Here is a 25,073-nt window from a genome sequence, read left to right as displayed (position 1 = left end):
ATGCAGATAGGCTGCCGCCAGATCCTGGTTGGGATCATCCTCGCGACGGCTATCATCCTGGATGCCCGGGACTGTCCGGCAGCTGGTTCCGTGCAACGGGCGGCGGCCGAGGCTCGCACCTACTCGATACCACCCGGTCCGCTGGACGTGGTGCTCATACAGTTCGCCACGGCATCGAAGATGGACCTGGCCTTCGATGCCGACGCGCTGCGGAAGCTGCACAGCGCGGGGCTGACGGGGCCGCATACGATTGCCGACGGCATCAGGATCCTGCTCCACGAGACTGGCTATTACGCCGTCGACCTGCGCGATGGAGGGTATCTGATTCGCAAGACCTCTGCCGTCGACACGCAGGCGGAAGCCGCGCAGACATTGCCCACGGTGACTGTAGTCGGCCAAGCCTATCGCGCTGATGTGTCGCAGGGCACGGAAGCCGGTCATGGAATCGCCGGCACCGTGAATCTGGGAGCCTTGGGAAGCATAGGCGGCATGGACTCGCCAGTCAGTACCCGGGTTTTCGACGCGCGCGAGATCCGGGACCAGCAGGCGTATAGCGTGGCCGATGTCGTGGATAACGATGCTTCGGTACGCTCGGTCAGCAAGCCGGGCGGCATTCTCGACGCCTTCACGATTCGCGGATTTCCGTACAGCAACGGCAACTTCGGTGAAATTGCGTTCGATGGCGTCTACGGCATCGCGTCCAACTATCGCGTTGCGACGGGGTACGTCGAGCGGGTGGAGCTGATCAAGGGCCCCGCCACACTGCTCTACGGCATGTCACCTGGCGGCAGCGTGGGCGGCGCCATCAACATCGTGCCGAAGAGGGCAGGGGACGCGGACGTGACCGAGGCTGCTGCGGACTATGGCTCGTTGTCCCAGTTTGGCGCGAACATCGATGTGGGCAGGCGCCTCGGCGGCGACCGTGCGTTCGGCATTCGCTTCAATGGTGGCTACCGCGGTGGTGATACCGCTCTGGACAACCAGCATCGCGATGCCGGCTCAGGGGCGCTGGCTTTCGACTATCGCGGCAGTCAGTTGCGCGCGAGCCTCGATGTCATCGCCCAGTATGAGCGGATATCGGCGCCGTTCCGGCTGCTGCATATCGTTGCGGGTATCGACGTGCCAGCGGCGCCGGACGGCCATCGCAACATATCTCAGCCATGGGAGTCTTCGGAAATCCATGATGGCGCGACATTGGCGCGGGTTGCCTACGACGTTGACGAGAACACGCAGGTGTTCGCCCACGTCGGAGGTGGCCGCACACGCGTGGCGCGCGTTTTCGCCATCACGCCGACGATCATCAACGAGGCGGGAGACGTATCCGTATCCGATACGAACTACCGATTCGACGTGGCACGCACTAGCGCCGAAGCCGGTATGCGATGGCGGGTTGCCATCGGCCCGATGACGCATCGTATTGCACTGTCGGCCAGCGGCTACAGGGACCGGCTCAATCGCGGACTCGTGAGCTCTGCGATCACGTCGCTTACCAATCTCTACGATCCGGTGCCGCTACCTCCCCAGTCGATTGCCGATCCCGCCAGCGTGCCCAAGGTGTCGTCGACGTACCTGACAGGGTTGTCCCTAGTCGACACGGTATCGACAAGGGATGAGTCCTTGCAGTTGACGGCCGGATTTCGCTATCAGCTCATTCGTTCCGACAACTTCAACCCGGAAGGCGTTGTGATCGAGCACTACGATGCGGGTGCGTTAGCCCCTCTGCTCGGTATCGTGTTTAAGCCGAACCAGGCCGTATCACTCTACGCGCACCGCATTGACGGACTCAGCAAAGGAGATGTCGCGCCGACAAGCGCGGCAAACGCAGGGGAGGTGATGGCACCTTACCGTTCTACCCAGTACGAGGCCGGGGTCAGGCTCGCGCGGCAAGACCTTGAAGCGACCATCAGCGCTTTCCAGATCAGCAGGCCTGTTGGCGTGATGAGTGGGGCGAGTTTTGCGGTCGACGGCGAGCAGCGTAACCGCGGACTGGAACTTGGCGTACGACACGAGTTGCTGCCCGGCGTGCGCGTCAACGCCGGTGCGATGTGGCTCGACGCGACGATCTCGGGGAGTCCAACGCTGTCTGGAAAGACCCCGGTCGGCGTGCCATCGTGGCAACTCAATCTTGGCGCGGAATGGGACGTCCGCCAGATTCCAGGCCTGACGCTGGTCACTGCCGTCTCTAGCAACGGTGCGCAGTATGTGGATGCGGCGAATACTCAGCTTGTGCCATCGTGGATTCGCTGGGACCTGGGAATGCGATATCGCGTGAGTGGCGCGCGCTACCCCGCGACAGTGCGTCTTGCCATTCGCAACGTTCTGGGAAGACGAGGATGGGCCGCCGTTGATGCCTACGGAGGGCTGGCTCAAGCTGATCCACGGGTCGCATTGGTCTCAGTAACTGCCAGCTTCTGATTGTCAGTTACCAATGGGACATCAACCTAAGCCCACCCGCCAGGCTTGCCTAATGTCGCGACCATATGCAGCTTCCTCAATCAAATAGTTGCCCCATCATTCATTTAACATAATATACATTATATGTATTTGATGGGCCGACCGATCCGCTTGGAATCAGTCAGCCCACAGCGCACGCTTCGTCAGGCGAAGCGCAAGGTCATGGCGCGGCGGGCAGGTTTAAAAAGCTTCTGGAGCTTCGAGTACATCGACTCGTTGGCTGGGTTGTACGCTGTTTCGAGCAACTTGATCGCCTCAAGCGGCTTCATCCCTGCGGCGCTGCCCAGGGCGATTTCTTCGGTTGCTGTCAAGGCGGACCCACGGCCTACAGCGTTGTCCACCCTGCGGAGGTCCACGCCAGCGGCCTCTGCAAGTGCACGATAGCTATTAAACCCCCCTCGGAGTTTAATAAATTCAATCGCCTCTTTTACACTCATTTTGAGTCCTCCTGCTATACTTAGATCACACTCAGATTGAGTGAATGACTCACTCAAGTTGAGTCGAAGTGTAGGGCCAAATGCCCAAGGTGTAAACCGTTGCCCGGTGGGTCCGGGTTTCCAAATGTAGCGAGGGGAATCTCATGAAATTCAAGGCGCAAATTTTTGTGATTAACCGTAAGGATTGGTCGTTCGATGGCAAGTCAGGCACTACCTACTCGGCGCAAATGCTGATCACGTCCGCCCGCGAAGAGGACGGCAAGATGGTCGAAGATGTGTTCGTGGCTCGCCTGAAGGTGCCCGAGCACATGAAGAACACCCAGCCGGGTGAATACATCACCGAACTCGTGCCGTTCGCTGACGGCAACGGCAATCTCGATTTCCGCGTGGTGGCGCTGGTGCCGTTCGGTCGTCCGGCGGCAAACGGCAAGGCTCCGGCATCGGCGGCGGCGTAAGAAAACCCCTCGTGTCTCGCAGCGATGAATTGCGGGTGACAGGCCGGAACAGCACGGCCAATTTTTCGTAAACGAGGGGTCGGATATGCGTACGTACAAGTTTGCGGCAATCGTTTTTGTTCCGGGCGGCCAGCGGTCATTTGAGGTCGATGCGCCGGATTCGGACACGGTTCGGGTAGCGGTTGAAATGCTGCTGGAACAGCAGGGGTTCAAAGGCCCGTTCGAAATGGTGATCAAGGGCGGACGGGGGTCGTAATGCTCGCAATGGTGACGGTGCTTACGGTGGTCGCGGTGGTCACGGCGATTCAACTGGGTTGGTGGGCAGCGGATGTCCTCGCATCGTCGCTGCTCGGGAATGTGTGGGGGTCATGATGTACGGGCTGTCTCTGGATGCGCTGATTCTCGGCTGTGTGGTGTGCCTGATGTTCGCGGCGGGGTTCATCGGTGGACGTCTTAGGTAGCTTGTGGTCGATGCTCTGGCCGGTGGCACTGGTAGCGGTCGCATACAGGCTCGCGCTGGTGCTGCTGGTCAAGCTCTGGCGAGACATAACGGGGTCGCTATGACGCAAGTCATTCTGTACTGCCTGATCGCGTGGGGGATGGGATACGCCTCGGGCTTCTGGATCAAAACGGCACAGCGGGCATTCGAGGTGCTGGATTGAGGTTGTACGGCTGGTGGACCGTCTCCACCGTCTTTTCTCGGGAGTGCATATGCACAAGCTGAAGCAACTGGCCATTTCGGCCAAACAGAAGTCGGCCCGCCTCGGTGCGGCAGCCATCGGTACCGCCCTCGTGGCGAATCAAGCCTTCGCGCAAACGTCGGGTGATGCGGGTCTGGATGCGATCAACGGTCTGAGCGACAAGGTCAAGAGCTACACCGGTGCCGCTCTGTCGGTGGCCGTGCTCGCGGCGGGCGCATGGTGGGGCATCGCCATGATGAAGAAAGCGTTCGGCAAGGCGAAGTAAGCCATGCGGACCTACCGTGTCGCACTGCTCGGGGGCTTCCTGCTCTGCCTCAGCGCGTGCGGCACGGTCCTTGACCCTCAGGCGCATCGCTACAGGTGTGCACCGGGCGACTGGTGCGTGGACGGCGGCAAGAGCCTGCACGACCTGTCTGCAAGCGGGGGTTGGGGGTGAACGGGAGATATATCTCCCCTAGCTCGTAGGGCTTGTGGATATGTGGTCAGGCCGCGTGCCTGTGGGCAACTGGTGGGAAACGGCAGTATCGTTTTCCACCAGTTGTCCATAGGCCGAAGAGCGGCGAACCCGAAGGGCTGTCCATATATCCACACGCCTCCTGCGGCGCGGGCAGTACCGCCACCGGCTCCCGCCTGCGGCTGGGAAGTGAATTGGAACAATTCGCTTCCCGGTCGTAGGCGAAACGGTCCACCTGCTGAGGGCGTCGGACAGCGTGAGGGAAGGGGAAATCGTTTGGCACAAACGGTTTCCTCTTTCCTCACGCGATCACTACCAGCCTTTCACCTGCCTGCGGTTCTGCGCCGCTCGCACTGCTGACAGGGCTAGCCTGCGAGTGGTAAGTGAATTGGCACAATTCGCTTACCAGTCGTAGGCGGGGCTTCACGGTTTCCCTGCTGCTAGAGCCCGCCAGCATAAGGAAAGGGGAAATCGTTTGGGACAAACGGTTTCCTCTTTGCTTATGCGTCCACTACCCTCCTCTCTCCTGCTTGCGATACTGCGGCGCATTCCTGCCCCCTCGGGCCTTCTCCCTCGCATCCTCTCCCTGCCTCGGATCGTGTTCGATCTGCTGCTGGCTCCGGTGCTGATGACCGTCTCCGTGCTTGCGTCTTTACTGCTGCCCATTCAGGCACACGCGCAAGCGGCTGGCGGCGCGGTGGTGGACTATGCCTATCAACGCACCATGTCTCGCATCGTCGCGGGCTCTGCTGCCGGTCTGCAAATGTCGAGCCCGACGACGATGAACATCATTAACGCGGGCAAGGTCGTGGGCTCCTTCGCGGTCACGGAAAAGCGCCTGATTGATCTGGCGACGTTGGCGAAGTATGCGAGGGCGTCAACCGTGCCGGGGATCATCGCGCTGGCTGGGACTGAGTTGCTGGCCTATGGACTCGAAAAGTGTGCCGATGGCACGTGGTGCACGCGAGAGGCAAACAAGCCGAATGGTTCTAATGTCGATTGGGGCTCTACGGGGTGGATGACTGCGGGCGGCGCTTCGTGTACGTCTTACAGTTGCTCGGCGGAGGCAGCATGTAGAGCTGCGCCGAACATCGCGAACGGGAAGTATCCGCTTCTGAAGTACATCGTTCTGAATGGCGGCACACAGGCATACTGCTACTCGCGAAATGCTGCTGATAACCCGCTCTCTGAAGGCGGATGGGGGCTGATTCAGCGTCAGTCCAGCTACGTCGATCCTCCGGGCTCGCTAGTGCCAGCATCGGATGCCAATATTGAAACCGCGTGGAAAGGTGCATTCCAGGCGAAGCCGTTCCTGCAAGAAAAGGTCTGGGGCTTTGAAGATCAGTCCACACAGAATCAACAGTGGGCGGATGCGCTGGCACAGCTTGCAGCGGTTGCTGCGCCTTCGACGGTCACGGTAGCTGATCCGACTACCAGTACGACCACGCCGACGGGTACAACCAAGGTCGATCGTTCGTGCACCTACGCTGCTTCCGCGAATGCGGATGCCGGATCGCAAAAGGACAAGCCTGCGTCTGTCGGCGTCACGTGCACCACTACCACTACTGCGCCTGACGGCACTGTCACGCAGCAAACGACGAAGACGGATGCATCGCCGCAGGGCGGCCAGACTGTGCCGCAGAAGGTCGATATCGATACGTGCGGGCTGCCCGGTAAGCCTGCGTGCAAGATCGATGAGACTGGCACCAAAGCGCAATCCGATGTCGATACAGCGTTGCAGCAGCGGTCCTCGGACATGGATTCGCGGCTGAGCATCACGCAGCAGGCGGCGAATGATTCGTTGTCGGAAGTCGAGCGCAAGCATGACTCCGTGCACATCTTCACTCTGTTCAACGTGTTTCCGACTTTCGCAAGCGAACAGTGCGAGAACCCGACCGTGCCGGGTGTTGTGGGTGGCTCGCTACCGGTGGACATCTGCACGTACTACTACATGCTGAAAGATGTAATGGGGTTCGGGGTCGCGCTGTTCGTGCTGATCGATTCCGTACAGGTGGTTCGTGAAGCTGTGAAGGTGTAACCATGCCAATCCTCTCCGGTCTGTTGCTGATGCTGTTCGACTTTCTCGTGAAAGTCTTTCTCAAGTTCTTCGACATCAAGAAAGCGTGGGTGCTGGCAATCACAGTGATTACGCTGGGGCTGCTGTGGGGCACTTACTCGCTGGTGATGACGTGCATCAGTTCGTGTGTGCCATCTGCGCCCGGTGGGTCCACGCTCGGGCCATTCTTTCGCATGGGCTGGGGGCTGGTTTTCAACGGCGTCACGATGATTTCGATTTCGTGCTGGATCGCGGTTGCTACTGGGGCGTCGCTGTATGTCTGGAAGAAAAAAATTCTGGATCAACTGATAAAGATGGTGTGAAGGGTGAGGGGGTCAATCATGCAAGAGAGAACGAAAGCGGTGCTTGCGATACGGGTGGCGTGCGTGGCGGCAGTGTGCGTCGTGCTGGCGAACTACCTGCTCGACGCGGCAAAGGCGTGCAAGCTGAACAGAGGGCTTTTCATGATCGATCAGCAGACAGGCACGTCATGGTGTGTCCCGTATCAAACGCTCGGCGGCGGGCTGTTGCTGCTGAGCCTGTTCCTGATTGCTGTCGGCGTGCTGCTCGCGTTCTCAAAGGGGGAGTGATGAGCGATTACGCTCTGACAGGCAAGAAAGGCACCGGCAAGAGTTCCGGCGCGGTGCGACAGATTCAAGCTCGGCTGCGCGCTGGTCAACGTGTCGCAACGAATCTGAATATCCACATGGATCACCTTATGCCCGCTCACTCGCGGGCATTTGTCATTCGGCTACGCGACAAGCCTAGTGCCCACGATCTGTTCTCGCTCGGCTCGGGCAATCCGAAGATCAAGTTCGATCCCATCGTTGATACGGACCCCAAGAGCAAGACCTATGGCCAGTGCATCGGCACGACCGATCCGCAGATTCTTGACGGCTTTGATGAGAACGAAAACGGGCTGCTGGTGCTGGATGAAATGGGAACGTGGCTGAACTCGCGTTCGTTTCAGGATGCGTCACGCGCTCCGGTGCTTGACTGGCTCGCGCACGGTCGAAAGTTCGGCTGGGATGTGTTCTACCTGATGCAGCACATCAATCAGGTGGACAAGCAATTGCGCGAGTCCTTCATTGAGTACTGCGTGCGCTTCCATCGCTTGGACAAGATCAAGATTCCCGGTGTGTCTGCGGCGACGCGGCTTATCACGGCGGGGCAGTTCAAGGGGCAGTTTCCCCGCTTCCATATCGGTGTGATGCGCCTTGGTTGCGATCCCGCGGGGATGGTTGCTGATCGATGGGTGTTCCGCGGCGGGAACATACACAAGGCGTACGACACCACGCAGGTCTTTCAGGAATCCTATCCGCATGGCACGTTCTGCTATCTCTCGCACTGGCACCTTGAGGGCTGGAAACATCCTGAGGTGGTTCCTATCGGCTGGCGTGCGCTCAACTGGATGCGCAAGTTCTGGCAGCCTTCGGTTGGCTCGTGGTCCATCAAAGATCGGCAATTGGTTGCGGCGGTGTACGCCCGTGAGAAAAGCCCACAGAAGCGTCAAAAGCTGTTTGAGGTACTCGCACGTCAACAGGCGCAAATGAATCGCGCTGGGGCGCGTCTCGTGGCTGCCGGTGGCTCTCTGGCCCCTACCCTTCCCTCTCTCAAAGATCAAATGGAGGTGGTGCGGCGGAGCCTCAAGCGTGGGGCGGCGTGACGGGTGCCGGCCGCAGGCCGGCGCGCGGCGCGGCGGCGCGCGCTATTCATATCAATAACACATAAGAAAACACACACCACCGGGGTATAGCGTAGCCCCAAAGAAAAGCCCGGCAACAGCGGCAACTGTTCCGGGCGCGGTCCACAAACGTAACTTGATAGAGCGAAGCTATGGACGAGGCAATTGTAGGTCAGGATTGGGAAACCGGCGAGGTATTCCGTGAAGGGATCACGGTTCGGGTGCGGCATATGACCAACGGTCAGGTCGAGATCAATGGCTTCCCGACCACTGCATGGCGTCGTATCAACGATGCACGGTTGCGCGGTCAGCAGCTAGGCACAAAACGAGGTGAGTCTGAGCATCGCGAACGGAATGAGGATATCTCCGTGCGTCGGGCCACTCAGCAGATTCGATTGCGGTGCAAGCAGATCTGCGCGAATAGCATGATCACGCTCACCACACGCGAGAACATCCAAGAAATCGAGCGGTTCTATCCTCTGTGCAAAGAGTTCTTTCGTCGGATGCGTCTGCATGGTGAGTTCCACTACGTTGCGGTGCCTGAGCGTCAGAAGCGTGGCGCATGGCATTTGCACGTAGCCTGCCAGGGCAAGGTAGCCAAGCGTCTGATTATCGCTGTATGGCTGCGCGTCGTCGGCGGCAAGGGCAACGGTTATTGCCACGTGTCGAACCCGGGCCGGTCGGATTCGCAGCGAGGTAATGGTAAGCGGTGGGAATCGCACCGGCTGGCGGCCTATATCTCGAAGTACATCGCAAAAGATGTGTCGGGGCGCGAACTGAACGACAAGCGGTATTGGACGTCACGGGGCATTGTGGTGCCGGAAAAGCAGGATTGGGGCACGTGGATCGATCATCCGTCGATGTATGACGCTGCGCGGCCAGTTCTCGAGTATCTGCAAGGCGTTGCCGGGCTCGATGATCTAGTTGCTCACATCAGTGTCAAGGGCAACTCATTCTGGTTCGCCACGGGGCCAAGGTTTTTCGGTCCAATGCCACCGGCTATCGAGCCAGTTGCTTGACGATGATGAGTATCACAGAAAAGATGGCACCCCATAGGATGATCGCCCCGGCTGGGGACGGTCTCGTGGTAGACCAGCGTCGCGGTCTGGCTTGGATGTGTGGCGCAGGCGTTGGCTGTTGTGGCTGCTGCTCTGGTTTGCGCCATTTCGCGTCGCGTTTCTCGTTGTGCGCGGTTCGCTGGTTATAGCGATCTCGCCACCAGTCGCGGTCGTAGATACCCATCGTTCCCCCTCGTTTTGGCGCCTAGAATAACTCAAGCTGTTTTGTTCTATACAAAACGAGGTCATAAGCCCATCGGGGGACTGGGCGGTGTCCGGCTTTCCATCGGCGGATAGTTCTGACGTGTCTACCCGTCCAACGTGCTATAACATCTTCTGGGAAACCTGCGGTAATGGCCTTGAATTCGGAAGCGAATACGTGGCGGCTTGCTGTACGGAATTTCATCGACCCTGTGGACTGCGTGTTGTACTTTTTGTCCACTATGGTATCTGACCCGGAAAGCCTTGCTAGGTGCGGCTCTCCGGGTCTTTTTATTGCGCCGTCTGTATAATGATTCTAAGTATTGTGTGTGTCAGCCACAAATAGTAATGTCCCATTTGAGACAAATAGAAATGTCCTAGTCCTAGTCCTAGTCCTAGTCCTAGCCGAGGCTGGCATGCTTGCGGCTTCCCGTCTGAGCAAGACCGGAGGCTGCCATGCCGATGCCCGAGACCATCACGATGACGATGCGCGAACTCGACCGATTCAAAGTCATCGAGGCCGTCGTGCGGGACGGCCTGATGGTCTGGCGTGCCGGCGCCTGCGCGGCATCAGTTCGATGGCGGTGGCCAACGCGTTTGCACCCGCCTCCATGGCCGACATCAACGCGCACTTTGGCAAGGTCTCGCGCAGCGATCTCGACGCCCACCGGTCGTTGCGCGGCGACGAGGATCTGACGCGAATCCTCAGCTCGCGCGTGGCGCAAGGTCTCCCAGAGACTCACGCCGCGGTACGCCAAGGTGATGTACCTGCTTGAGGATTTGTCCGAACATCGCCGACTCATCCATCGCTGCAACGCCATGTCTCCCTTCTATCGGGAACGAGCGTGCTGGTAGAAGCCGCGACGGGAGGCGTATGCGTGCTTGCTGAACAACCGCATCACCCTGCCCTTCTCTGCGGATCCGGCCACCCTTGGAATTGGGTGCTGCGTCGAATGGCCCGAGCATGACAGTGTCGAGCGATGGTCAGTTGCAAGACATTGCTTCAGGCTCATCACGCAGGTGACTGGGAAACGGTCCGCCGAGAATGGCGAAGAAGTATTACATTTAAAGCTGACGCTGTACCAGAACGCGGCGGACTACGCGAAGGCGAACAATATCGCGCTGGGCACGGCGCTGACCCAGACGCAGATCGGGGCGCTGGACAAGCCGATGCTGTGGTACGTCGAGCAGTCGGTGCCAGACCCGAGCTGCAACACGGTGATGAGCACCGTCTGTCCGATGGTGAGCACGCTGGTGCCGCAGGTGTACCTGCCCGATGACTACGCGCAGGCACTGGCGACCCCGAACGGGGGCGTGATCGCCGGCAAGGACGTGAGCCTGGATATCGCCGGCAACCTCCGCAACAGCGGCATGGTGACCGCCAGCGACACGCTGACGGTGAAGGCGGCAAGTCTGGATCTGGCCCCGAACGTGGTCGATGTCGGCACCTCGGCCTACCGCGTCCAGGGCGGGTACATGGAGTACTTCGGCACGCAGGTGCAGCCGGGTGGCTTCCTGAGCGCGGCGAACCTGGATATCCAGGTAGGTGCGATCCATGCGGTGAACGACGCGCTGCGCGTCACCAACGCGGATGGGACGGTCAACCAGGCGGCAACGAATGCACTGATCGGGTCAAGTCCGTGGGGCGCCAGCCAGGAAGCACCGGGCATCTGGACGAAATGTTCGTGGCGCTGCGCGCTTCAAGACCTGGTGTGTCTTCGCCGGTATCACCCAGAATCCGTCCGCGGTCCATTGAAGGGCCGTCAATCTCATCCGCATTGCGGACCACAACCATTAACGTGACAAAGTCATTGCGCGGAGTATGGTCTAATAGCGCCACACGACTCTCGGTTGGACCAAGAAGTCCAGACCGCTCGGCGACACTATCTCGTGGTGTATCGTCCTGTAAGACGCCAACTGCGCGTCCGTCGTGTGAGCCCCCTTTCAAACCTGGCGATCGAATGCATTCCGTACAGATCCACAGCGCCAACCGCCAACATGCCAAGCATGTTGCGAGCGCGTGTACCTGTGCGCATCTGCGCGACTCTGCTATTCCGCAAGTGATTGCCCAACAGGCTTCCCTTCTCGCCGTGCTTCATTTAGCCGTGCGGGAAGCCAGGGACTAAATCGCAGTCCATCTGATCTTCCTGGCACGGCATCTTGCTCTGGGGGATGCGAGCGTTCGAAGGTGGCCTGCTGCTTGATGTGCAGGCCGACAACTGGCCGCTCGCCCTCACCTCGATCAATTACCGAACCCAAGCCGGCTTCGATCCAAATCGGGTACTTGTCGCCTGTCATATGACGAGGGCGGAATCTGCTCGCCGTGCGACGGCCCGAGCAGGATTGCGAGCGGCGACTTCATCGCTATGGAACTCTCTCAAAACCTTATCAAGGCCAAACGCCCCTGCGCGGATGGATACAAATGGTTTCTGCGCAATCGCGACGGTGGTAGCGACTATCAACGCCTGCTCGATGCGCTGGTTCGCGCGGATCGCGTTGCCGATGCCTGCTGGCTGCTCCAGCAGTTTGGCCCGACCGATGCGGTGCTCATGCTGAATGCGCTTGACGCAAAGGCGTTGGTCTTCGCCGGCACAGTGATTGTGAAGGGAAGCGTCGACATCGAATCTGTGATCCGGGTCGGACACAGCATCCGTGTCGGCGCGGGCATCCGGGCGGGTACTGCGATAGTGGCCGGTACGGATATCGACTGCGGGGGGAATGTCTACAGCGGTGGCTCCATCGAAGCTGGCGACGATATCAAGGCCAGTTGGGGAGTCGAGGCCGAAACAAGGATCGATTGTGGCGGCAATCTCCGCGCCGGTTGGTATGTCACTGCCGGCGAGCGCATATCGACGCATGGCAACCTGTTCGCTGGAGACGGCATTACCGCGCAAGGCGCTATCCATTGTGGCCGTGGCATCAGGGCTGGCGAAAGCATTGATGGACAGCACGACATCATTGCCGGCTGTGGCATCGAGGCTGGCGGTGCCATTCACGCCGGTCAGCACCTGGAAGCTGGATGGGGTATCAAAGCCAAAGGCTCCATCGTTGCCGAAGGGGCCATCAAGGCGGGCGAGGGAATCCAAACCGAGGAAGATATCCTGACCGGCGCAGGCTATGGCATTTACGCGGGCCTGAATGTGCGCGTCGACGCCTGGGAGGATTGCGCCCGTATCATTGCGCGGCAAAAACCGACCGAGTTGATTAGCGGAAGCTGGGGCCCCCGCTGAGGCCGGGCGCCGATCTGCAGGCATGTCATCCGTGCGTCCCTAGCGCCGCAGGATGACATGCGTGGCCTTTTCGGAGGCCACGGACTCAACGCACGTGTATCCCAACGCTCTCAAGTCGATCCCTTCGAACAGCGATTCTCCCTGGCCAAGCAGAACCGGCGAGATGGCGATGTGCAGTTCGTCGATGAGGCCGTCGCGAAGATACTGCCTGATCGTCTCCGGACCGCCGCCAATCCGCACGTCCATGCCGGCTGCGGCCTCGCGGGCGCGGTCGAGGGCCTCGCGAATGCCGCCTGTGATGAAGTGGAACGTTGTACCGCCCTTCATCTCGACGGAGGGCCGCGGATGATGGGTCAAGACGAAGACTGGAACGTGATACGGGGGACTGTCGCCCCACCAGCCGTTCCAGTTCATGTCCGGCCAGTCCCCGCGAATGGGCCCGAACATGTTGCGCCCAAGAATCCAGGCCCCGACATTCTGAAAGCCGCGCGCGGCGAAGTCATCATCAATCCCGGTCGTGCCGTCGTCCTTGCCGAACAACGATCGCTGGAACGTCCGTGTCGGGATGAGCCACTGATGGAGCTCCGTCCCGCCAATGCCTAGCGGATTGTTAATGTCCTGATTCGGACCCGCTCCGTATCCGTCGAGCGAGATGGTAAAGCCGTTAACGCGAACGCGTGCCATCGTTTGCCTCCGTTTGCCACCGTTTGGACGCCTAAAACGAAATCCGGGGCCCAGACAACGGATGTCGACCATCAGATACCGCGCCGCGCCATCCGCCTCGCCAAGCTACCGCGACTCCTCGACCGGCACAAGGATCGTGTCGCCAATCGCCACCAGCTTGCGCGCATTGTCCTCTCCCAGCGCATACAACTCGGCCTTGGTGAAGACCTGCTTTCTGCCCGCTTTTACCACCTTGCCCTGGGCGATAAACCGATGTCCAACCGCCGGCGCGAGGCAACTCACGGCGATGTGGGATGCCAGGACACGGCCGGAAACCGTTGCGGCGGCAAAGCCGCATACGGTGTCGAGCAAGGCCGAGATCAGCCCGGCGTGCAGGAAGCCGGAATATTGCGCCATGTCTTCGGCGCGCCAGTCCATCCCCAATTCCGCTTCACCGTCGCCCGCGCGCAGGACCTCGAAGCCGGCCCATCGGTTGAAAGGCGCAGTGGCGCTGATTTGCTGAATCAAGGCAAGCTTGTCCTGATGTTCCATGCACGTTCTCCTCGATATTATGTAGACCACTCTATATAATTCAATGAAGGAAAACAAGGCAAGGACCCGAACGACATGTCAGCAGCCGCCAAGCATCGTGATGCGATCGTGCAGAGTGCCGTCGCGCTTTTTCGGAAACAGGGTTATGCGGGCACCGGTCTGAGCGACATCCTTGGCGCAAGTGGCGCGCCAAAGGGGTCGCTTTACTACTACTTTCCGAACGGGAAGATCTCGATCGGCGTGGCGGCAATCGAGTTTGCTGGCAATAAGGTCGCGGCGACGCTGGAGGAGTTGGCGCGCCAATCTGACTCGCCTTCCCGCCTGATCACGCAGTATTGCGGACTGCTTGCCGGCTGGATGAAGCAATCCGAGTTTCGGGACGGCTGCCCGATCACGACCACGCTTCTGGAACTCGCGCCGGAGCACGAAGACATCCGGCAGGCCGGCGAGGCGGCATTTGGCGCGTGGGCCTGCATCATCGAGCAGGCGCTGCTTCGAAGCGACGTGGAAGCGTCGCGGGCGCACCGCCTTTCCTGCATGGCAATGGCCACGATCTCGGGAGCGCTGGTCCAGATGCGCGTGCAGAAGAGCGCCACGCCTTTGCTGGATGCCGCAGCCGAGCTCGGGCTGCTATTTGAGACGGCCGTGCCGGATCGACGGCCAGGTTGAGCGCATGAGCCCCCTGCCCTGCGCCCTTCCGCGGTCAAATCAACCTGCCGACGCCGACCAGGCCGTGTCCTTGTCCAGCGGGTACACCGGCCTGGAGACATTGCGGAACGGGAACATCTCATAGCGCGAACTGGTCACGCCTTCGCTATCGCATTCGATCACTGACTTCGCGATCGGCACGAAAACCGGCCTGCAATACATGCGCGACTTCAGGATCAGGAACCGTGCGGCGTGAGGGTCCACGCCGATATGGGTGAAGATGCCAAGGTCCCAATGCTCTTGCGGCGTTTCGGTGACGATGACCTTTGCCGCACCGGTATCGAGCAGCACCGTGCGGCCCATCCGGATGCGCTGGCCCGTATATGTCGGGCCGGAGATGACGTATTCCCCGTCGCTGATCGCGGTGACCTTGCCGGATAGCGGCTTTGATTCCGGATACACGCTGAGCTGCGGCGCGGCCACCTTGTCGCCGACGTTGAGCGTGACGCTTGCTCCCACGCCTGCCGCGATCAGTTGGGCCACGGCTTCCGGGTCGCACACCGGGCCGACTGCGATGCCATCCAGGCCCTGGGCCAACGCCTCGTGCAGAACGGCCATGTCGTCGCAGGTGCCGCCCGACATGCAGTTGTCACCATGATCGAGGAGCAGCACGGGACGGTGCTCGGCGGTGGCGTTCGCCGCAGCCGCCGCCATGGCGATGGATGTCGGCAACGGATCGGGTCGATACGTGAAGCCTTCGCGCTCTTCCCAGATCTGCGCCGCGATGCGCTCGGCCACCTCGTCCGCCTTCCGGCGATCGCCATCGCCCACCACGATCACGCTGATGCACGGCGCCGGAATGTCGGCCAGACCAAAGCCGGCCAGGATGGATACCGCCAACATGCCGCCCTTTTCCGCCTCCTTGGCCAGTGCCACCGCCCGTTGCATGGCCCCTTCGTCGGTACGGCTGCGCAGGGTATGGGTAACAAGCGGCGGTCTGCGCCACGCCATGACGGGACGCACGCGCCCCGCGATCATCTCCAGAAGCAGGCGGCCAGCATGTTCACCCGTTTCGTACATGTCGATATGTGGATAGGTCTTGAAGCTGACGGCAATGTCGGCATGGTCGATCAGGGGCTGCGTGATATTGCCGTGCAGATCGAGCGCAACCGCAATCGGCGCGTCGGGCAGGACTTGCCGCAGGCGCTGGAGCAGCTCTCCTTCGCCATCGTCGCTGTTCTCCGCGACCATCGCGCCGTGCAGATCGAGCATCACTGCATCACAGCCCGCCGCCGCCGCGACGATCGTGTCCGTCAGGTGCGTATAGGCGTCAGCGGCCACACGGCCACTTGGGTTCGCGCCGGCGATCACCGGCACCACGATTTCCGCGCCCACCGCTTCGGCGAGGTCGATGAACGCGCCGGCTGCGGTGCGCGTGCCCTTGGCGGCCCGATACCCCTGGGCTCCGTATCGTGGGCTGAAGGACTCAAGTGGTGTTGCCACCGGCGAGTACGTGTTTGTTTCGTGATTGAGTCTGGCGATCAGAATCTTCATGGGTGTCCTGAATGATCGGAATGACGTCGACGATTACCGATTGGCCGCATCGAGCATGGCATGAAGCAGCACGTTGGCCCCCGCCTCCAGATGCTCTGGTTTCGCATCCTCGATCTCGTTGTGGCTGATGCCGTCCTTGCAAGGCACAAAAATCATAGCGGTCGGGGCCACGCGCGCGAGATAGACGGCGTCGTGGCCAGCGCCGCTGATGACGTCCATCTCCGAATGGCCGATCCGTCCGGCGCCCGCGCGAATGGCGCGGATCAGCCGCTCGTCGAATGGCTGCGGCGGGAAGTAGACAACCTGCTTGACATCGATCGAGACACCGTTACGTACCGCCAGTTCGCGTGTCTGGGCCAGGAACGTGTCGTGCATCGAGGTCAATAGATCGTCGTCCGATGCGCGAAGATCGACGGTCATGTTGACGCGTCCGGGAATCACGTTGCGGGAGTCGGGATGGACCGTCAGGCAGCCTACGGTACCGCGCCCGTGCGGCGGATGGTCCAGCGCGATACGGTTGACGATGCCGACCAACTCCGAAGCGGCAAGCAGCGCGTCCTTGCGTAGCGCCATCGGCGTCGGTCCCGCGTGGGCTTCCATGCCCGTGATGGTGACGTCGTACCAGCGCTGCCCCAGTGCGCCAGTCACGACGCCGATCACGGTGTCGTGTGCCTCCAGCACCGGCCCCTGTTCGATATGAGCCTCGAAGTACGCGCCGGGCCGGGGTTCGCCAATCGGTGCCGAGCCCGCATAGCTAATGGCCTCCAGGGCATCCTTGACGGAGATGCCCTCGCGGTCGGTCTGCACCAGCAAGTCCTTGAGGACGAATTCTCCGATGAACGCGCCAGATCCCATCATCACGGGCACGAACCGAGATCCCTCTTCATTCGTCCAGACTGCCACTTCGAGCGGGGCCTCCGTGACAATGTCGCGGTCGTTGAGCGTCCTGAGGACCTCGATGCCGGCGAACACGCCGTAGTTCCCGTCGAACTTGCCGCCTGTCGGCTGGGTGTCGATGTGGCTTCCGGTCATGACGGCCGGCAGGCTGTCGTTGCGGCCACGCCTGCGCGCAAAGATATTGCCGATGGCGTCGACGCGGATCGTGCAGCCGGCCGCTTCGGCCTCCTTCACGAAGAAATCCCTGCCCTGGCGGTCCAGATCAGTCAATGCAAGACGGCAGACGCCCCCTTTGGGGGTCGCGCCAATCTCGGCAAGGCGCATCAGCGTGTCCCACAGGCGGGAGCCGTTGATGCGCACATCATGTCCGATGCCGGCAGATGCTTGCGTGTTGCTCATGCTTTCTCCAGTGCGATGGCGGATCAGACGGTAAGGCCGACGCCGAGGTACTTGTCCTTGACCGCGTCGTTGCGGCGGAACTCCTCGTTGCCGCCGGTGTAGACCACCCTTCCCTGCTCGATCACCACATGCCTGTCAGCAAGCTGCATGCAGACCTCAAGGTTCTGCTCCACCAGAAGAATGGGGACGCCCGCGGCCTTGATGACCTTGAGCTGTGCGACGATCTCTTCGACGATAACCGGGGCCAGACCCTCCACGGGCTCGTCGAGCATGAGCAGGCGCGGATGATTCATCAGGGCCCGGCCGATCGCGAGCATCTGCTGCTCGCCCCCGGAAAGCTGCGCGCCACCATTGCGGCGCCGCTCGCGAAGACGCGGGAAAATCCGGTAGACATCCTCAAGCTGCCATGGCGACGCCTTCCTTGCCGCCAGCTTCAGGTTCTCCTCGACGGTCAGCAGCTTGAAGATGCCCCGGTGCTCCGGTACGAAGCACAGGCCTTCGCGCGCGATCCGGTGCGGGGCCATTCCCGCAATGTCCTTGCCATGAAACAGCACACGCCCGCCGCGTGGGGGCACGATGCCGGCAATTGCCTTCAAGGTTGTCGATTTGCCGGCGCCGTTGCGGCCCAGTAGCGTGACCAGTTCTCCGTCGCCAATGGCAAGGGAGACGCCTTGCAGTACATGGCTCTTGCCGTAGTAGCCATGAATATCCTGTACGTCGAGCATCATCCCTTGCCTCCGGTGATCATGTTGCCAAGGTAGGCCGCCCGGACTCGGGGGTCGCTACGCACGTCGGCTGGCGCGCCCTCCATCAGCACCTTGCCCTGCTGCATCACGGTGATGGTGTCCGAGATATCCATCACGATGTCCATGTTGTGTTCGATCAGCACGACGGTATGGTCCTGGACCAATCCACGTATCAACCGCTTCATCGCGCCCAGATCGTCCACGCCCATGCCGGAGGTCGGCTCGTCGAGGAACACGGCGCGGGGACGTGCCGCCAGCGCCATGCCGACCTCCAGCCGCCGTTGCTGGCCGTGCGAGAGCACGCCGGCAGCGGAGCCCGACACATGAGTGAGTTCAAGCCGCTCCAGCACATGGTCGACAACCTCGGCGCAGGCGAGGTCGCCGGCCGGCAGACGCCATCCATTCATCGCCTTGCGGGGCGAGGTGCCAAGCGCCGCCAGCCGCAGGTTCTCGCGGACGGACAGGTTGGGGAACAGGCTGGTTACCTGAAAGGACCGGGCGATGCCGCGCTGGACCCGCTGATAGTCGGCCTCCGCCGTGACATCCTTGCCCTCGAACACGATTCGCCCCGCGCTGACTGGCCGCGTGCCGGTCAGCATATGGAACAGGGTTGTCTTGCCCGCGCCATTGGGGCCGATGACGGAATGAACGGTCCCGGGCATCACCCGCAGGTCGACCCCGCCCAGCGCCATGAACTTCCCGTATTGCTTGACGATGCCTGTGGCTTCAAGAATCGGCGTGCTCATGCGCGCTCCTCCTGGGTGGATGCGGCGCCCGTCACACCTCGCAGGCGTGCCGCGATGGTCGATCCCAGGCCCCACAATCCGCGCTGCATGAACAGGCTGACCGCGATAAGCAGGAAGCCCAGAAGCATGAGCCAGCGCGGCCAGAGTGTGGACAGCCAGTCCGCCAGCAGGACGTAGAACGCCGCGCCGAGCACCGAGGCGAAGATATTGCTGGTGCCGCCGATCACCGTCATGATCAGGATCATTTCGCTCGCGTGGTAGTCGATGTTCGCCAGCGGCGCGATACCTGTCAGCATGGCGTGCAAGGCGCCGGCAAGCCCCGTCACGGCACCGGAGATCACGAATGCCAGCAGTTTGAAGGCCCGGGTGTTGTAGCCGACGGCAAGCGCCCGTTCCTCGTTGTCGCGAATGGCCAGCAGCGTGCGGCCGAGGACGGATTCCGTGACGCGCAGAACGAGTGCGAAGACGATCAGGAACAGCACCGCCACGAATCCGTAGAATCCCCACGACGACGTCAGATCGATCAGGGCATGCCCGCCGATGGAAATCGGGGGGCGTGGGATGTCGAGCAAGCCGTTGTCACCGCCGGTGATGCCGGGCGCCGTGTAGGCGAGGAAGTAGAACATCTGCGCGAACGCCAGCGTCAGCATCACGAAATACGTGCCGCGTTGACGGATGGAGAACCACCCTACCAGGGCTGCGGTCGCCGCGCCGATCACCACGGCACCCAGCAGGGCCACGGGCATCGGCAGGCCGCCGGCACGTGTCAGCGCCAGGCCAACCGCATAGCTTCCCAATCCAAAGAAGATCCCCTGGCCGAACGACAGCAGACCCGTATACCCGAGCAGAAGATTGCAGGCCATGGCAGCCATGCCATAGATCAGGACTTCGGTCGCCAGCGTGCCCGAACGCATCGTCAACGGGAGCAGCAGCGTGACGCCCAGCGCTAGCCACCAGTAGCGGTAGCGAAACAACCATTGTCTGCTTGACGCCATCATCCCCTCCCAAGCAGGCCGTGCGGACGCAGCAACAGCACCGCGGCCATGGCCACATAGATCATCAGCCGGGCACCTTCCGGCCAGAGCGTGCTCATCAGGCTTTGCACAATGCCAACAAGCAGGCCACCCACCAGGGCGCCGGTGAAGCTGCCCATGCCGCCGATCACGACCACGATAAAGGCCACCCCCAGGGCTTCCACGCCCATGAACGGCTCGGCACCCCGGATTGGCGCGGCCAGGACGCCCGCGATGGCGGCAGTCCCCGCGCCGAGCGCGAACATCAGGCTGAACAGTCGGAAAACATTGATGCCAAGCAGCGAGACCATTTCCGTGGATTCACTGCCAGCGCGAACGGCACTGCCGATGCGGGTGCCTTCGAGCAGCCACCAGAGCGCAACGGCAAGGAGGGCCGTGAAGCCGATCACGAAGAGACGGTATTTCGGATAGACGAAATCGCCCCACATCACCACGCCTTGCAGCACATCGGGAGGCGGTACGTCGACGCCTAGCGGGCCCCACCCGACAATGATGAGTTCCTGGACCGCCAGGGCCAGGCCGACCGTGATGAGGATGTGGAATTCGTGCGGCTGCGCGTAGACATAGCGAAGCATCACCTTTTCCGTGAGCCATGCCAGCGCGCCGATGATGATGGGCGCCAGGATGAGCGCCGCCCAGAAGTCCAGGCCGAACTGGAGCGCCTGGAAGCACAGGTAGGCGCCAAGCGCGTAGAACGCGCCGTGGGCGAAATTCACGAAACGCAAGAGACCGAAGACGATCGACAAGCCTACTGCCAGCAGGAAGTAGAGCATCCCGATGCCAACGCCATTGATGACCTGCAACAGATAGACGTTCATAAACCGTGCGAATGAGGGAGACCGCCAGACCGCGGCGGCGCGGTCCGGTGCATCGAATATGACTTGAGATGTCCGCGGTCAGAACGACCGCGGCTTCGCCCGGCTTATGCCATCTTGCACTGCGTCTGATCGAGCGGCAGGAATGCCTTGCCGACGCTCACGATCTCGGCAAAGTCATCCTTGTCCTTCATCTTGGACTTGGCTTTGCCCTTCAGCAGATAGTAGTTCTTGAGTACCTGATGGTCGCCGGCCCGGATCTCTTCGGGACCCGTCAGGCCCTCGTACTTCAGACCTTCCAGCGCGGCCACCACGGCCTTCGGGTCGGCCGAGCCTGCCTTGATCATGCCGTCCACCAGGATCTTCGTGCAGATATACGAGCCGGCAAGGCTGTAGTTCGGATTCGCCTTGAACTTCTCATTGGCGCGCTTGACCAGATCGCGGTTCAGGGGTGTGTCCACGCCGTGCCAGTACTGCGCGCCGAAGTAGACGCCTTCGCAGAGGTCGGCGCCGAGCGATTCGAACTGTTCCAGACCCGACGCCCAGGCGACGAGGATGGTGCAGTTCTTCTTCATGCCGAAGCTCACGGCCTGCCGGAGGGTGTCCGACGACTGCGAGCCGAAGTTCAGGATCAGCAACACATCCGGCTTGGCGGCCATCGCGTTGGTGAGGTAGCCGCTGAATTCCTTCTCCGTTAGCGCGTGATAGCTGTTGCCGACGTGCTCGATGCCCTTTTCCTTGAAGATGGCCTTGGCTGCGGAAAGCAGTCCGTCGCCAAACACATACTGGGGGGTGATCGTGTACCAGCGCTTGGCCTTCGGCATCGCTTCGATCAGCGGTCGCACCGTGCGCTCGATCGCGCCATAGGTGGGAACGGACCAGCGGAACGTGGCCCGGTTGCAGTCCTTGCCGGTGATTTCGTCGGCGCCAGCGGTCGTCACGAACACGCCGCCAAGCTTCTCCGCTTCCTTGCCCATGGCAAGCGACTCCGAGGACAGGATGCCGCCGGCAAAGTAGCGGGCGGCTTTCTGCTGCGCCAACTCCTGCACCTTTCTGACCGCCGTGGCTGGCTTGCCCTCGGTATCGAGGACGCTGTACTGCAACGGTCGTCCCAGGACCTTGCCATATTGCTCCACGGCCAGTTTCATGCCGAGATCCGCGAACTTCCCGTTCGCCGCAAACGCGCCGGACATCGGCACGGGACACCCGAGCTCGATGGCCTCCCCGGCTGCCAGGACACTGCGTGAATAGGTCACTACGCCAGGGACTGCCGACACGGCGGCCAACTTGGGGTCGCCTCAGAAAACGGAAAATAAAGCACGCTAAGCCGGTTGCAGCGGTCGTAGCGGCCTGAACTTGCCCGCGCCGATCTTGGCGCTGCTGCGCCAGAGGTAATCGCCGGTGAGGTTGATGTGCTCCCAACCGAGCGGCGACAGGTACTGCAACAGCGCGTCATCAACGGCATGGCCGTTGCCACGCAGCGCGTGCGCAGCCCGTTCCAGATAGACCGTGTTCCACAACACGACGGCAGCCGTTACCAGATTGAGGCCGCTAGCCCGGTAGCGCTGCTGCTCGAAACTGCGGTCGCGGATTTCACCCAGGCGGTTGAAAAACACTGCCCTGGCCAGCGCATTGCGCGCCTCGCCCTTGTTCAGGCCGGCATGCACGCGGCGGCGCAGTTCCACGCTTTGCAGCCAGTCCAGGATGAACAGCGTGCGCTCGATGCGGCCCAGCTCGCGGAGCGCCACGGCCAGGCCGTTCTGGCGTGGGTAGCTGCCGAGCTTTCGGAGCATCAGGGAGGCCGTCACCGTGCCCTGCTTGATCGAGGTGGCCAGCCGCAGGATTTCGTCCCAATGGGCGCGGACGTGCTTGATGTTGAGCGTGCCGCCGATCATGGGTTTCAGCGCGTCATAGGCGGCGTCGCCCTTCGGGATGTAGAGCTTGGTGTCGCCCAGGTCGCGGATGCGCGGCGCGAAGCGGAAGCCCAGGAGGTGCATCAGGGCGAAGACGTGATCGGTGAAGCCCGCCGTGTCGGTGTAATGCTCCTCGATCCGCAAGTCGGACTCGTGGTACAGCAGGCCGTCGAGCACGTAGGTCGAATCGCGCACGCCGACGTTCACGACCTTGGTGTGAAATGGCGCGTACTGGTCAGAAATGTGGGTGTAGAACGTCCGCCCTGGGCTGCTCCCGTATTTCGGGTTGATGTGGCCGGTGCTCTCGGCCTTGCTGCCGGTGCGGAAGTTCTGGCCGTCCGACGATGAGGTGGTGCCGTCGCCCCAGTGCTCGGCGAAGGGATGGCGGAACTGTGCGTTGACCAGATCGGCCAGCGCCGCCCCGTAGGTTTCGTCGCGGATGTGCCAGGCTTGCAGCCAAGCCAGCTTGGCGTAGGTCGTGCCGGGGCAAGACTCCGCCATCTTGGTCAGGCCCAGGTTGATCGCGTCGGCGAGGATCGTGGTCAGCAACAGGTTCTTGTCTTTGGCCGGGTCGCCCGATTTCAGATGCGCGAAATGCCGAGTGAAGCCCGTCCATTCGTCCACCTCCAGCAGCAGTTCGGTGATCTTGACGTGCGGCAGGATCATTGCCGTCTGGTCGATCAGCGCTTGGGCGGTGTCGGGTACCGCCGCGTCGAGCGGCGTGATCTTCAAGCCTGACTCGGTGATGATGGCGTCCGGCAGCTCGTTGGCCGTCGCCATACGGTTGACGGTGGCAAGCTGTGTTTCCAGCAGCGTCAGCCGGTCGTTCAGGTACCGGTTGCAGTCGGTGGCCACGGCCAGCGGCAATTCGCTGGCCTGCTTGAGGCTGGCGAATTTCGCGGGCGGCACCAGGTAGTCCTCGAAGTCCTTGAACTGGCGCGACCCCTGCACCCAGATGTCGCCGGAACGCAACGCGTTCTTCATCTCCGACAGCGCGCACAGTTCGTAGTAGCGCCGGTCGATGCCGGTGTCGGTCATGACCAGCTTCTGCCAGCGCGGCTTGATGAACTCGGTCGGCGCGTCGGCGGGCACCTTGCGGGCGTTGTCGCTGTTCATGCCGCGCAGCACCTCGATGGCGTCGAGCACGTCCTTCGCGGCGGGAGCGGCCCGCAGCTTGAGCACGGCAAGGAATTCCGGCGCGTAGCGGCGCAGCGTGGCGTAGCTTTCGCCGATGCGGTGCAGGAAATCGAAGTCCTCGGGCTGCGCAAGCTTCTGCGCTTCGGTGACGCTCTCGGCGAAGGCATCCCAGGACATGACGGCCTCGATGGCGGCGAACGGATCGCGGCCCGCCTGCTTGGCCTCGATCAGCGCCTGGCCGATGCGGCCGAACAGCCGCACCTTGGCGTTGATCGCCTTGCCGGACGCCTGGAATTGCTGCTGATGCTTGTTCTTGGCGGCGTTGAACAGCTTGCCCAGGATGCGGTCGTGCAGGTCGATGATTTCGTCGGTGACGGTGGCCATGCCCTCGATGGCAAGCGCCACCAGGGTGGCATAGCGTCGCTGCGCCTCGAACTTGGCCAGGTCGGCGGGCGTCATCTGGCCACCCTCACGGGCGATCTTGAGCAGGCGGTTCTGGTGCACCGACCGCTCGATGCCAGAAGGCAGGTCGAGCGCCTGCCACGCTTTGAGGCGTTCGATGTGTTCCAGCATGTGCCGCGAATTCGGTTTGACGGGCGATTGGCGCAGCCAGGCCAGCCAGGTCGTTTTGCCGTTGTCCCGACGCTTGAGCAGATCGTCGAGGCGGCGGCGATGCGCGTCCGACAGCGGTTCGGCCAAGGCATCGTAGATGCGCCGGTTGGCGCGGGTGATTGCTTCGGCGCTCGCCCGCTCGACGGCGTTGAGGGCAGGCAGAATGACCGACTGCTGCCGCAGGTGCTCGATCAAGGTGCTGGCCAGCACGATGCCCTTGTCGGTCTGCAAGGCCATCTCGGTCAGCAACTGGACGGCCTGCCGGTAGTGGCCCATGGTAAAGGGCTGGAAGCCGAACACCGTTTGCAGTTCGACCAGGTGCTCGCGCCGGGTCTGCTCCCGCTGCCCGTATTCGTCCCAGCTTTCGACGCTGACCTTGAGCTGGTCGGCGACCAGTTTCAACAAGGGCGGAAACGGCGGCTCATCGACGCCCAGGATGACACCAGGAAAGCGCAGGTAACAGAGCTGCACGGCGAAGCCCAGCCGGTTGGCCGGGCCGCGCCGCTGCCGGATGATGGAGAGGTCGGTTTCGCTGAACGTGTAGTGACGGATCAACTCATCCTTGGTGTCCGGCAACGCCAGCAGGCTTTCGCGCTCGGCGGCGGACAGGATTGAACGACGTGGCAT

24 protein-coding genes are annotated in these 25,073 nt (G+C 61.7%); 12 read left to right on the top strand and 12 right to left on the bottom strand.

The genetic code is table 11. From position 1 onward, the window contains the following. On the top strand, nucleotides 1-2,415 hold the full coding sequence (locus RMET_RS23160) for a TonB-dependent receptor (RefSeq protein ID WP_011518956.1): 2,415 nt from the start codon (nucleotides 1-3) through the stop codon (nucleotides 2,413-2,415). A 182-nt stretch (nucleotides 2,416-2,597) separates the two neighbouring features. Here the strand turns inward: RMET_RS23160 and RMET_RS23155 are convergent, their stop codons facing one another. Beyond that, on the bottom strand, nucleotides 2,598-2,891 hold the full coding sequence (locus RMET_RS23155) for a hypothetical protein (RefSeq protein WP_029309971.1): 294 nt from the start codon (nucleotides 2,889-2,891) through the stop codon (nucleotides 2,598-2,600). Nucleotides 2,892-3,034: 143 nt separating this feature from the next. Between RMET_RS23155 and RMET_RS23150 the strand changes: the two genes are divergently transcribed. The 8 genes from RMET_RS23150 (at nucleotide 3,035) to RMET_RS23120 (ending at nucleotide 9,260) form a co-directional block, all read left to right on the top strand. After that, nucleotides 3,035-3,346, top strand: coding sequence for a hypothetical protein (locus tag RMET_RS23150; RefSeq protein ID WP_008648342.1), 312 nt, complete (start codon nucleotides 3,035-3,037; stop codon nucleotides 3,344-3,346). A gap of 85 nt (nucleotides 3,347-3,431) precedes the next feature. After that, the gene (locus RMET_RS33705) at nucleotides 3,432-3,602 is read left to right on the top strand and encodes a hypothetical protein (RefSeq protein ID WP_155877868.1); all 171 of its coding nucleotides are present in this window, start codon (nucleotides 3,432-3,434) and stop codon (nucleotides 3,600-3,602) included. 455 nt (nucleotides 3,603-4,057) lie between these two features. Further along, the gene (locus tag RMET_RS23145) at nucleotides 4,058-4,312 is read left to right on the top strand and encodes a hypothetical protein (RefSeq protein WP_029309972.1); all 255 of its coding nucleotides are present in this window, start codon (nucleotides 4,058-4,060) and stop codon (nucleotides 4,310-4,312) included. Nucleotides 4,313-5,099: 787 nt separating this feature from the next. Beyond that, entirely contained in the window at nucleotides 5,100-6,539 is a 1,440-nt protein-coding gene (locus RMET_RS23140) for a hypothetical protein (protein WP_029309973.1), read from the top strand. A 2-nt stretch (nucleotides 6,540-6,541) separates the two neighbouring features. Continuing rightward, complete coding sequence (locus RMET_RS23135) at nucleotides 6,542-6,880, top strand: hypothetical protein (protein ID WP_011518954.1); 339 nt, start codon at nucleotides 6,542-6,544, stop codon at nucleotides 6,878-6,880. Nucleotides 6,881-6,898: 18 nt separating this feature from the next. Continuing rightward, nucleotides 6,899-7,147 (top strand): hypothetical protein, encoded by a 249-nt coding sequence (locus RMET_RS23130; RefSeq protein WP_035833450.1) that lies wholly within the window; start codon nucleotides 6,899-6,901, stop codon nucleotides 7,145-7,147. Further along, nucleotides 7,147-8,223, top strand: a complete 1,077-nt coding sequence (locus RMET_RS23125) for a zonular occludens toxin domain-containing protein (RefSeq protein ID WP_011518952.1) — start codon at nucleotides 7,147-7,149, stop codon at nucleotides 8,221-8,223. Before RMET_RS23130 ends, RMET_RS23125 begins: the two co-directional genes overlap by 1 nt. 170 nt (nucleotides 8,224-8,393) lie before the next feature. Further along, a complete protein-coding gene (locus tag RMET_RS23120) occupies nucleotides 8,394-9,260 on the top strand; it encodes a rolling circle replication-associated protein (RefSeq protein ID WP_011518951.1) in 867 nt (288 codons plus the stop codon). Nucleotides 9,261-9,901: 641 nt separating this feature from the next. On the opposite strand, the gene RMET_RS33700 is transcribed toward RMET_RS23120, so the two are convergent. Then, nucleotides 9,902-10,321 carry a hypothetical protein gene (locus tag RMET_RS33700; RefSeq protein WP_155877866.1) on the bottom strand — a complete coding sequence of 140 codons (420 nt, stop codon included), beginning with the start codon at nucleotides 10,319-10,321 and terminating at the stop codon, nucleotides 9,902-9,904. Between the two features lie 61 nt (nucleotides 10,322-10,382). Here RMET_RS33700 and RMET_RS34460 point away from each other — a divergent pair, with 61 nt between their 5' ends. Both RMET_RS34460 and RMET_RS23105 read left to right on the top strand, forming a co-directional pair. Beyond that, entirely contained in the window at nucleotides 10,383-11,303 is a 921-nt protein-coding gene (locus RMET_RS34460) for a metalloendopeptidase with exotoxin activity (protein WP_011518949.1), read from the top strand. Between the two features lie 563 nt (nucleotides 11,304-11,866). Further along, complete coding sequence (locus RMET_RS23105) at nucleotides 11,867-12,730, top strand: hypothetical protein (protein WP_011518948.1); 864 nt, start codon at nucleotides 11,867-11,869, stop codon at nucleotides 12,728-12,730. Between the two features lie 39 nt (nucleotides 12,731-12,769). Here the strand turns inward: RMET_RS23105 and RMET_RS23100 are convergent, their stop codons facing one another. Both RMET_RS23100 and RMET_RS23095 read right to left on the bottom strand, forming a co-directional pair. Beyond that, nucleotides 12,770-13,414, bottom strand: a complete 645-nt coding sequence (locus RMET_RS23100; protein WP_011518947.1) for a dihydrofolate reductase family protein — start codon at nucleotides 13,412-13,414, stop codon at nucleotides 12,770-12,772. A gap of 105 nt (nucleotides 13,415-13,519) precedes the next feature. After that, the gene (locus RMET_RS23095) at nucleotides 13,520-13,945 is read right to left on the bottom strand and encodes a PaaI family thioesterase (protein WP_011518946.1); all 426 of its coding nucleotides are present in this window, start codon (nucleotides 13,943-13,945) and stop codon (nucleotides 13,520-13,522) included. Between the two features lie 75 nt (nucleotides 13,946-14,020). Here RMET_RS23095 and RMET_RS23090 point away from each other — a divergent pair, with 75 nt between their 5' ends. Beyond that, nucleotides 14,021-14,614: a TetR/AcrR family transcriptional regulator gene (locus RMET_RS23090; protein WP_011518945.1), complete on the top strand. Its 594-nt coding sequence runs from the start codon at nucleotides 14,021-14,023 to the stop codon at nucleotides 14,612-14,614. 39 nt (nucleotides 14,615-14,653) lie between these two features. On the opposite strand, the gene RMET_RS23085 is transcribed toward RMET_RS23090, so the two are convergent. The 8 genes from RMET_RS23085 to RMET_RS23050 all read right to left on the bottom strand — a co-directional run bounded on the left by RMET_RS23085 (nucleotide 14,654) and on the right by RMET_RS23050 (nucleotide 25,073). Next, complete coding sequence (locus RMET_RS23085; protein WP_011518944.1) at nucleotides 14,654-16,147, bottom strand: M81 family metallopeptidase; 1,494 nt, start codon at nucleotides 16,145-16,147, stop codon at nucleotides 14,654-14,656. Between the two features lie 33 nt (nucleotides 16,148-16,180). Then, on the bottom strand, nucleotides 16,181-17,443 hold the full coding sequence (locus RMET_RS23080; protein ID WP_011518943.1) for a Zn-dependent hydrolase: 1,263 nt from the start codon (nucleotides 17,441-17,443) through the stop codon (nucleotides 16,181-16,183). Nucleotides 17,444-17,466: 23 nt separating this feature from the next. After that, nucleotides 17,467-18,171 (bottom strand): ABC transporter ATP-binding protein, encoded by a 705-nt coding sequence (locus RMET_RS23075; protein WP_011518942.1) that lies wholly within the window; start codon nucleotides 18,169-18,171, stop codon nucleotides 17,467-17,469. Beyond that, the gene (locus tag RMET_RS23070) at nucleotides 18,168-18,935 is read right to left on the bottom strand and encodes an ABC transporter ATP-binding protein (RefSeq protein WP_008643515.1); all 768 of its coding nucleotides are present in this window, start codon (nucleotides 18,933-18,935) and stop codon (nucleotides 18,168-18,170) included. Before RMET_RS23070 ends, RMET_RS23075 begins: the two co-directional genes overlap by 4 nt. Next, entirely contained in the window at nucleotides 18,932-19,930 is a 999-nt protein-coding gene (locus tag RMET_RS23065; RefSeq protein WP_011518941.1) for a branched-chain amino acid ABC transporter permease, read from the bottom strand. The genes RMET_RS23070 and RMET_RS23065 overlap by 4 nt, the downstream gene beginning before the upstream one ends. Continuing rightward, the gene (locus RMET_RS23060; protein ID WP_011518940.1) at nucleotides 19,930-20,787 is read right to left on the bottom strand and encodes a branched-chain amino acid ABC transporter permease; all 858 of its coding nucleotides are present in this window, start codon (nucleotides 20,785-20,787) and stop codon (nucleotides 19,930-19,932) included. The genes RMET_RS23065 and RMET_RS23060 overlap by 1 nt, the downstream gene beginning before the upstream one ends. Nucleotides 20,788-20,891: 104 nt before the next feature. Then, on the bottom strand, nucleotides 20,892-22,070 hold the full coding sequence (locus tag RMET_RS23055; protein ID WP_011518939.1) for an ABC transporter substrate-binding protein: 1,179 nt from the start codon (nucleotides 22,068-22,070) through the stop codon (nucleotides 20,892-20,894). Nucleotides 22,071-22,106: 36 nt separating this feature from the next. Next, nucleotides 22,107-25,073: a Tn3 family transposase gene (locus tag RMET_RS23050; protein ID WP_001138070.1), complete on the bottom strand. Its 2,967-nt coding sequence runs from the start codon at nucleotides 25,071-25,073 to the stop codon at nucleotides 22,107-22,109.

Origin of the sequence: Cupriavidus metallidurans CH34, assembly GCF_000196015.1 — a bacterium.
Classification (GTDB): domain Bacteria; phylum Pseudomonadota; class Gammaproteobacteria; order Burkholderiales; family Burkholderiaceae; genus Cupriavidus; species Cupriavidus metallidurans.
The sequence above is the reverse complement of the archived record's forward strand: the minus strand, read 5'-3'. Positions and strand labels throughout refer to the sequence as shown.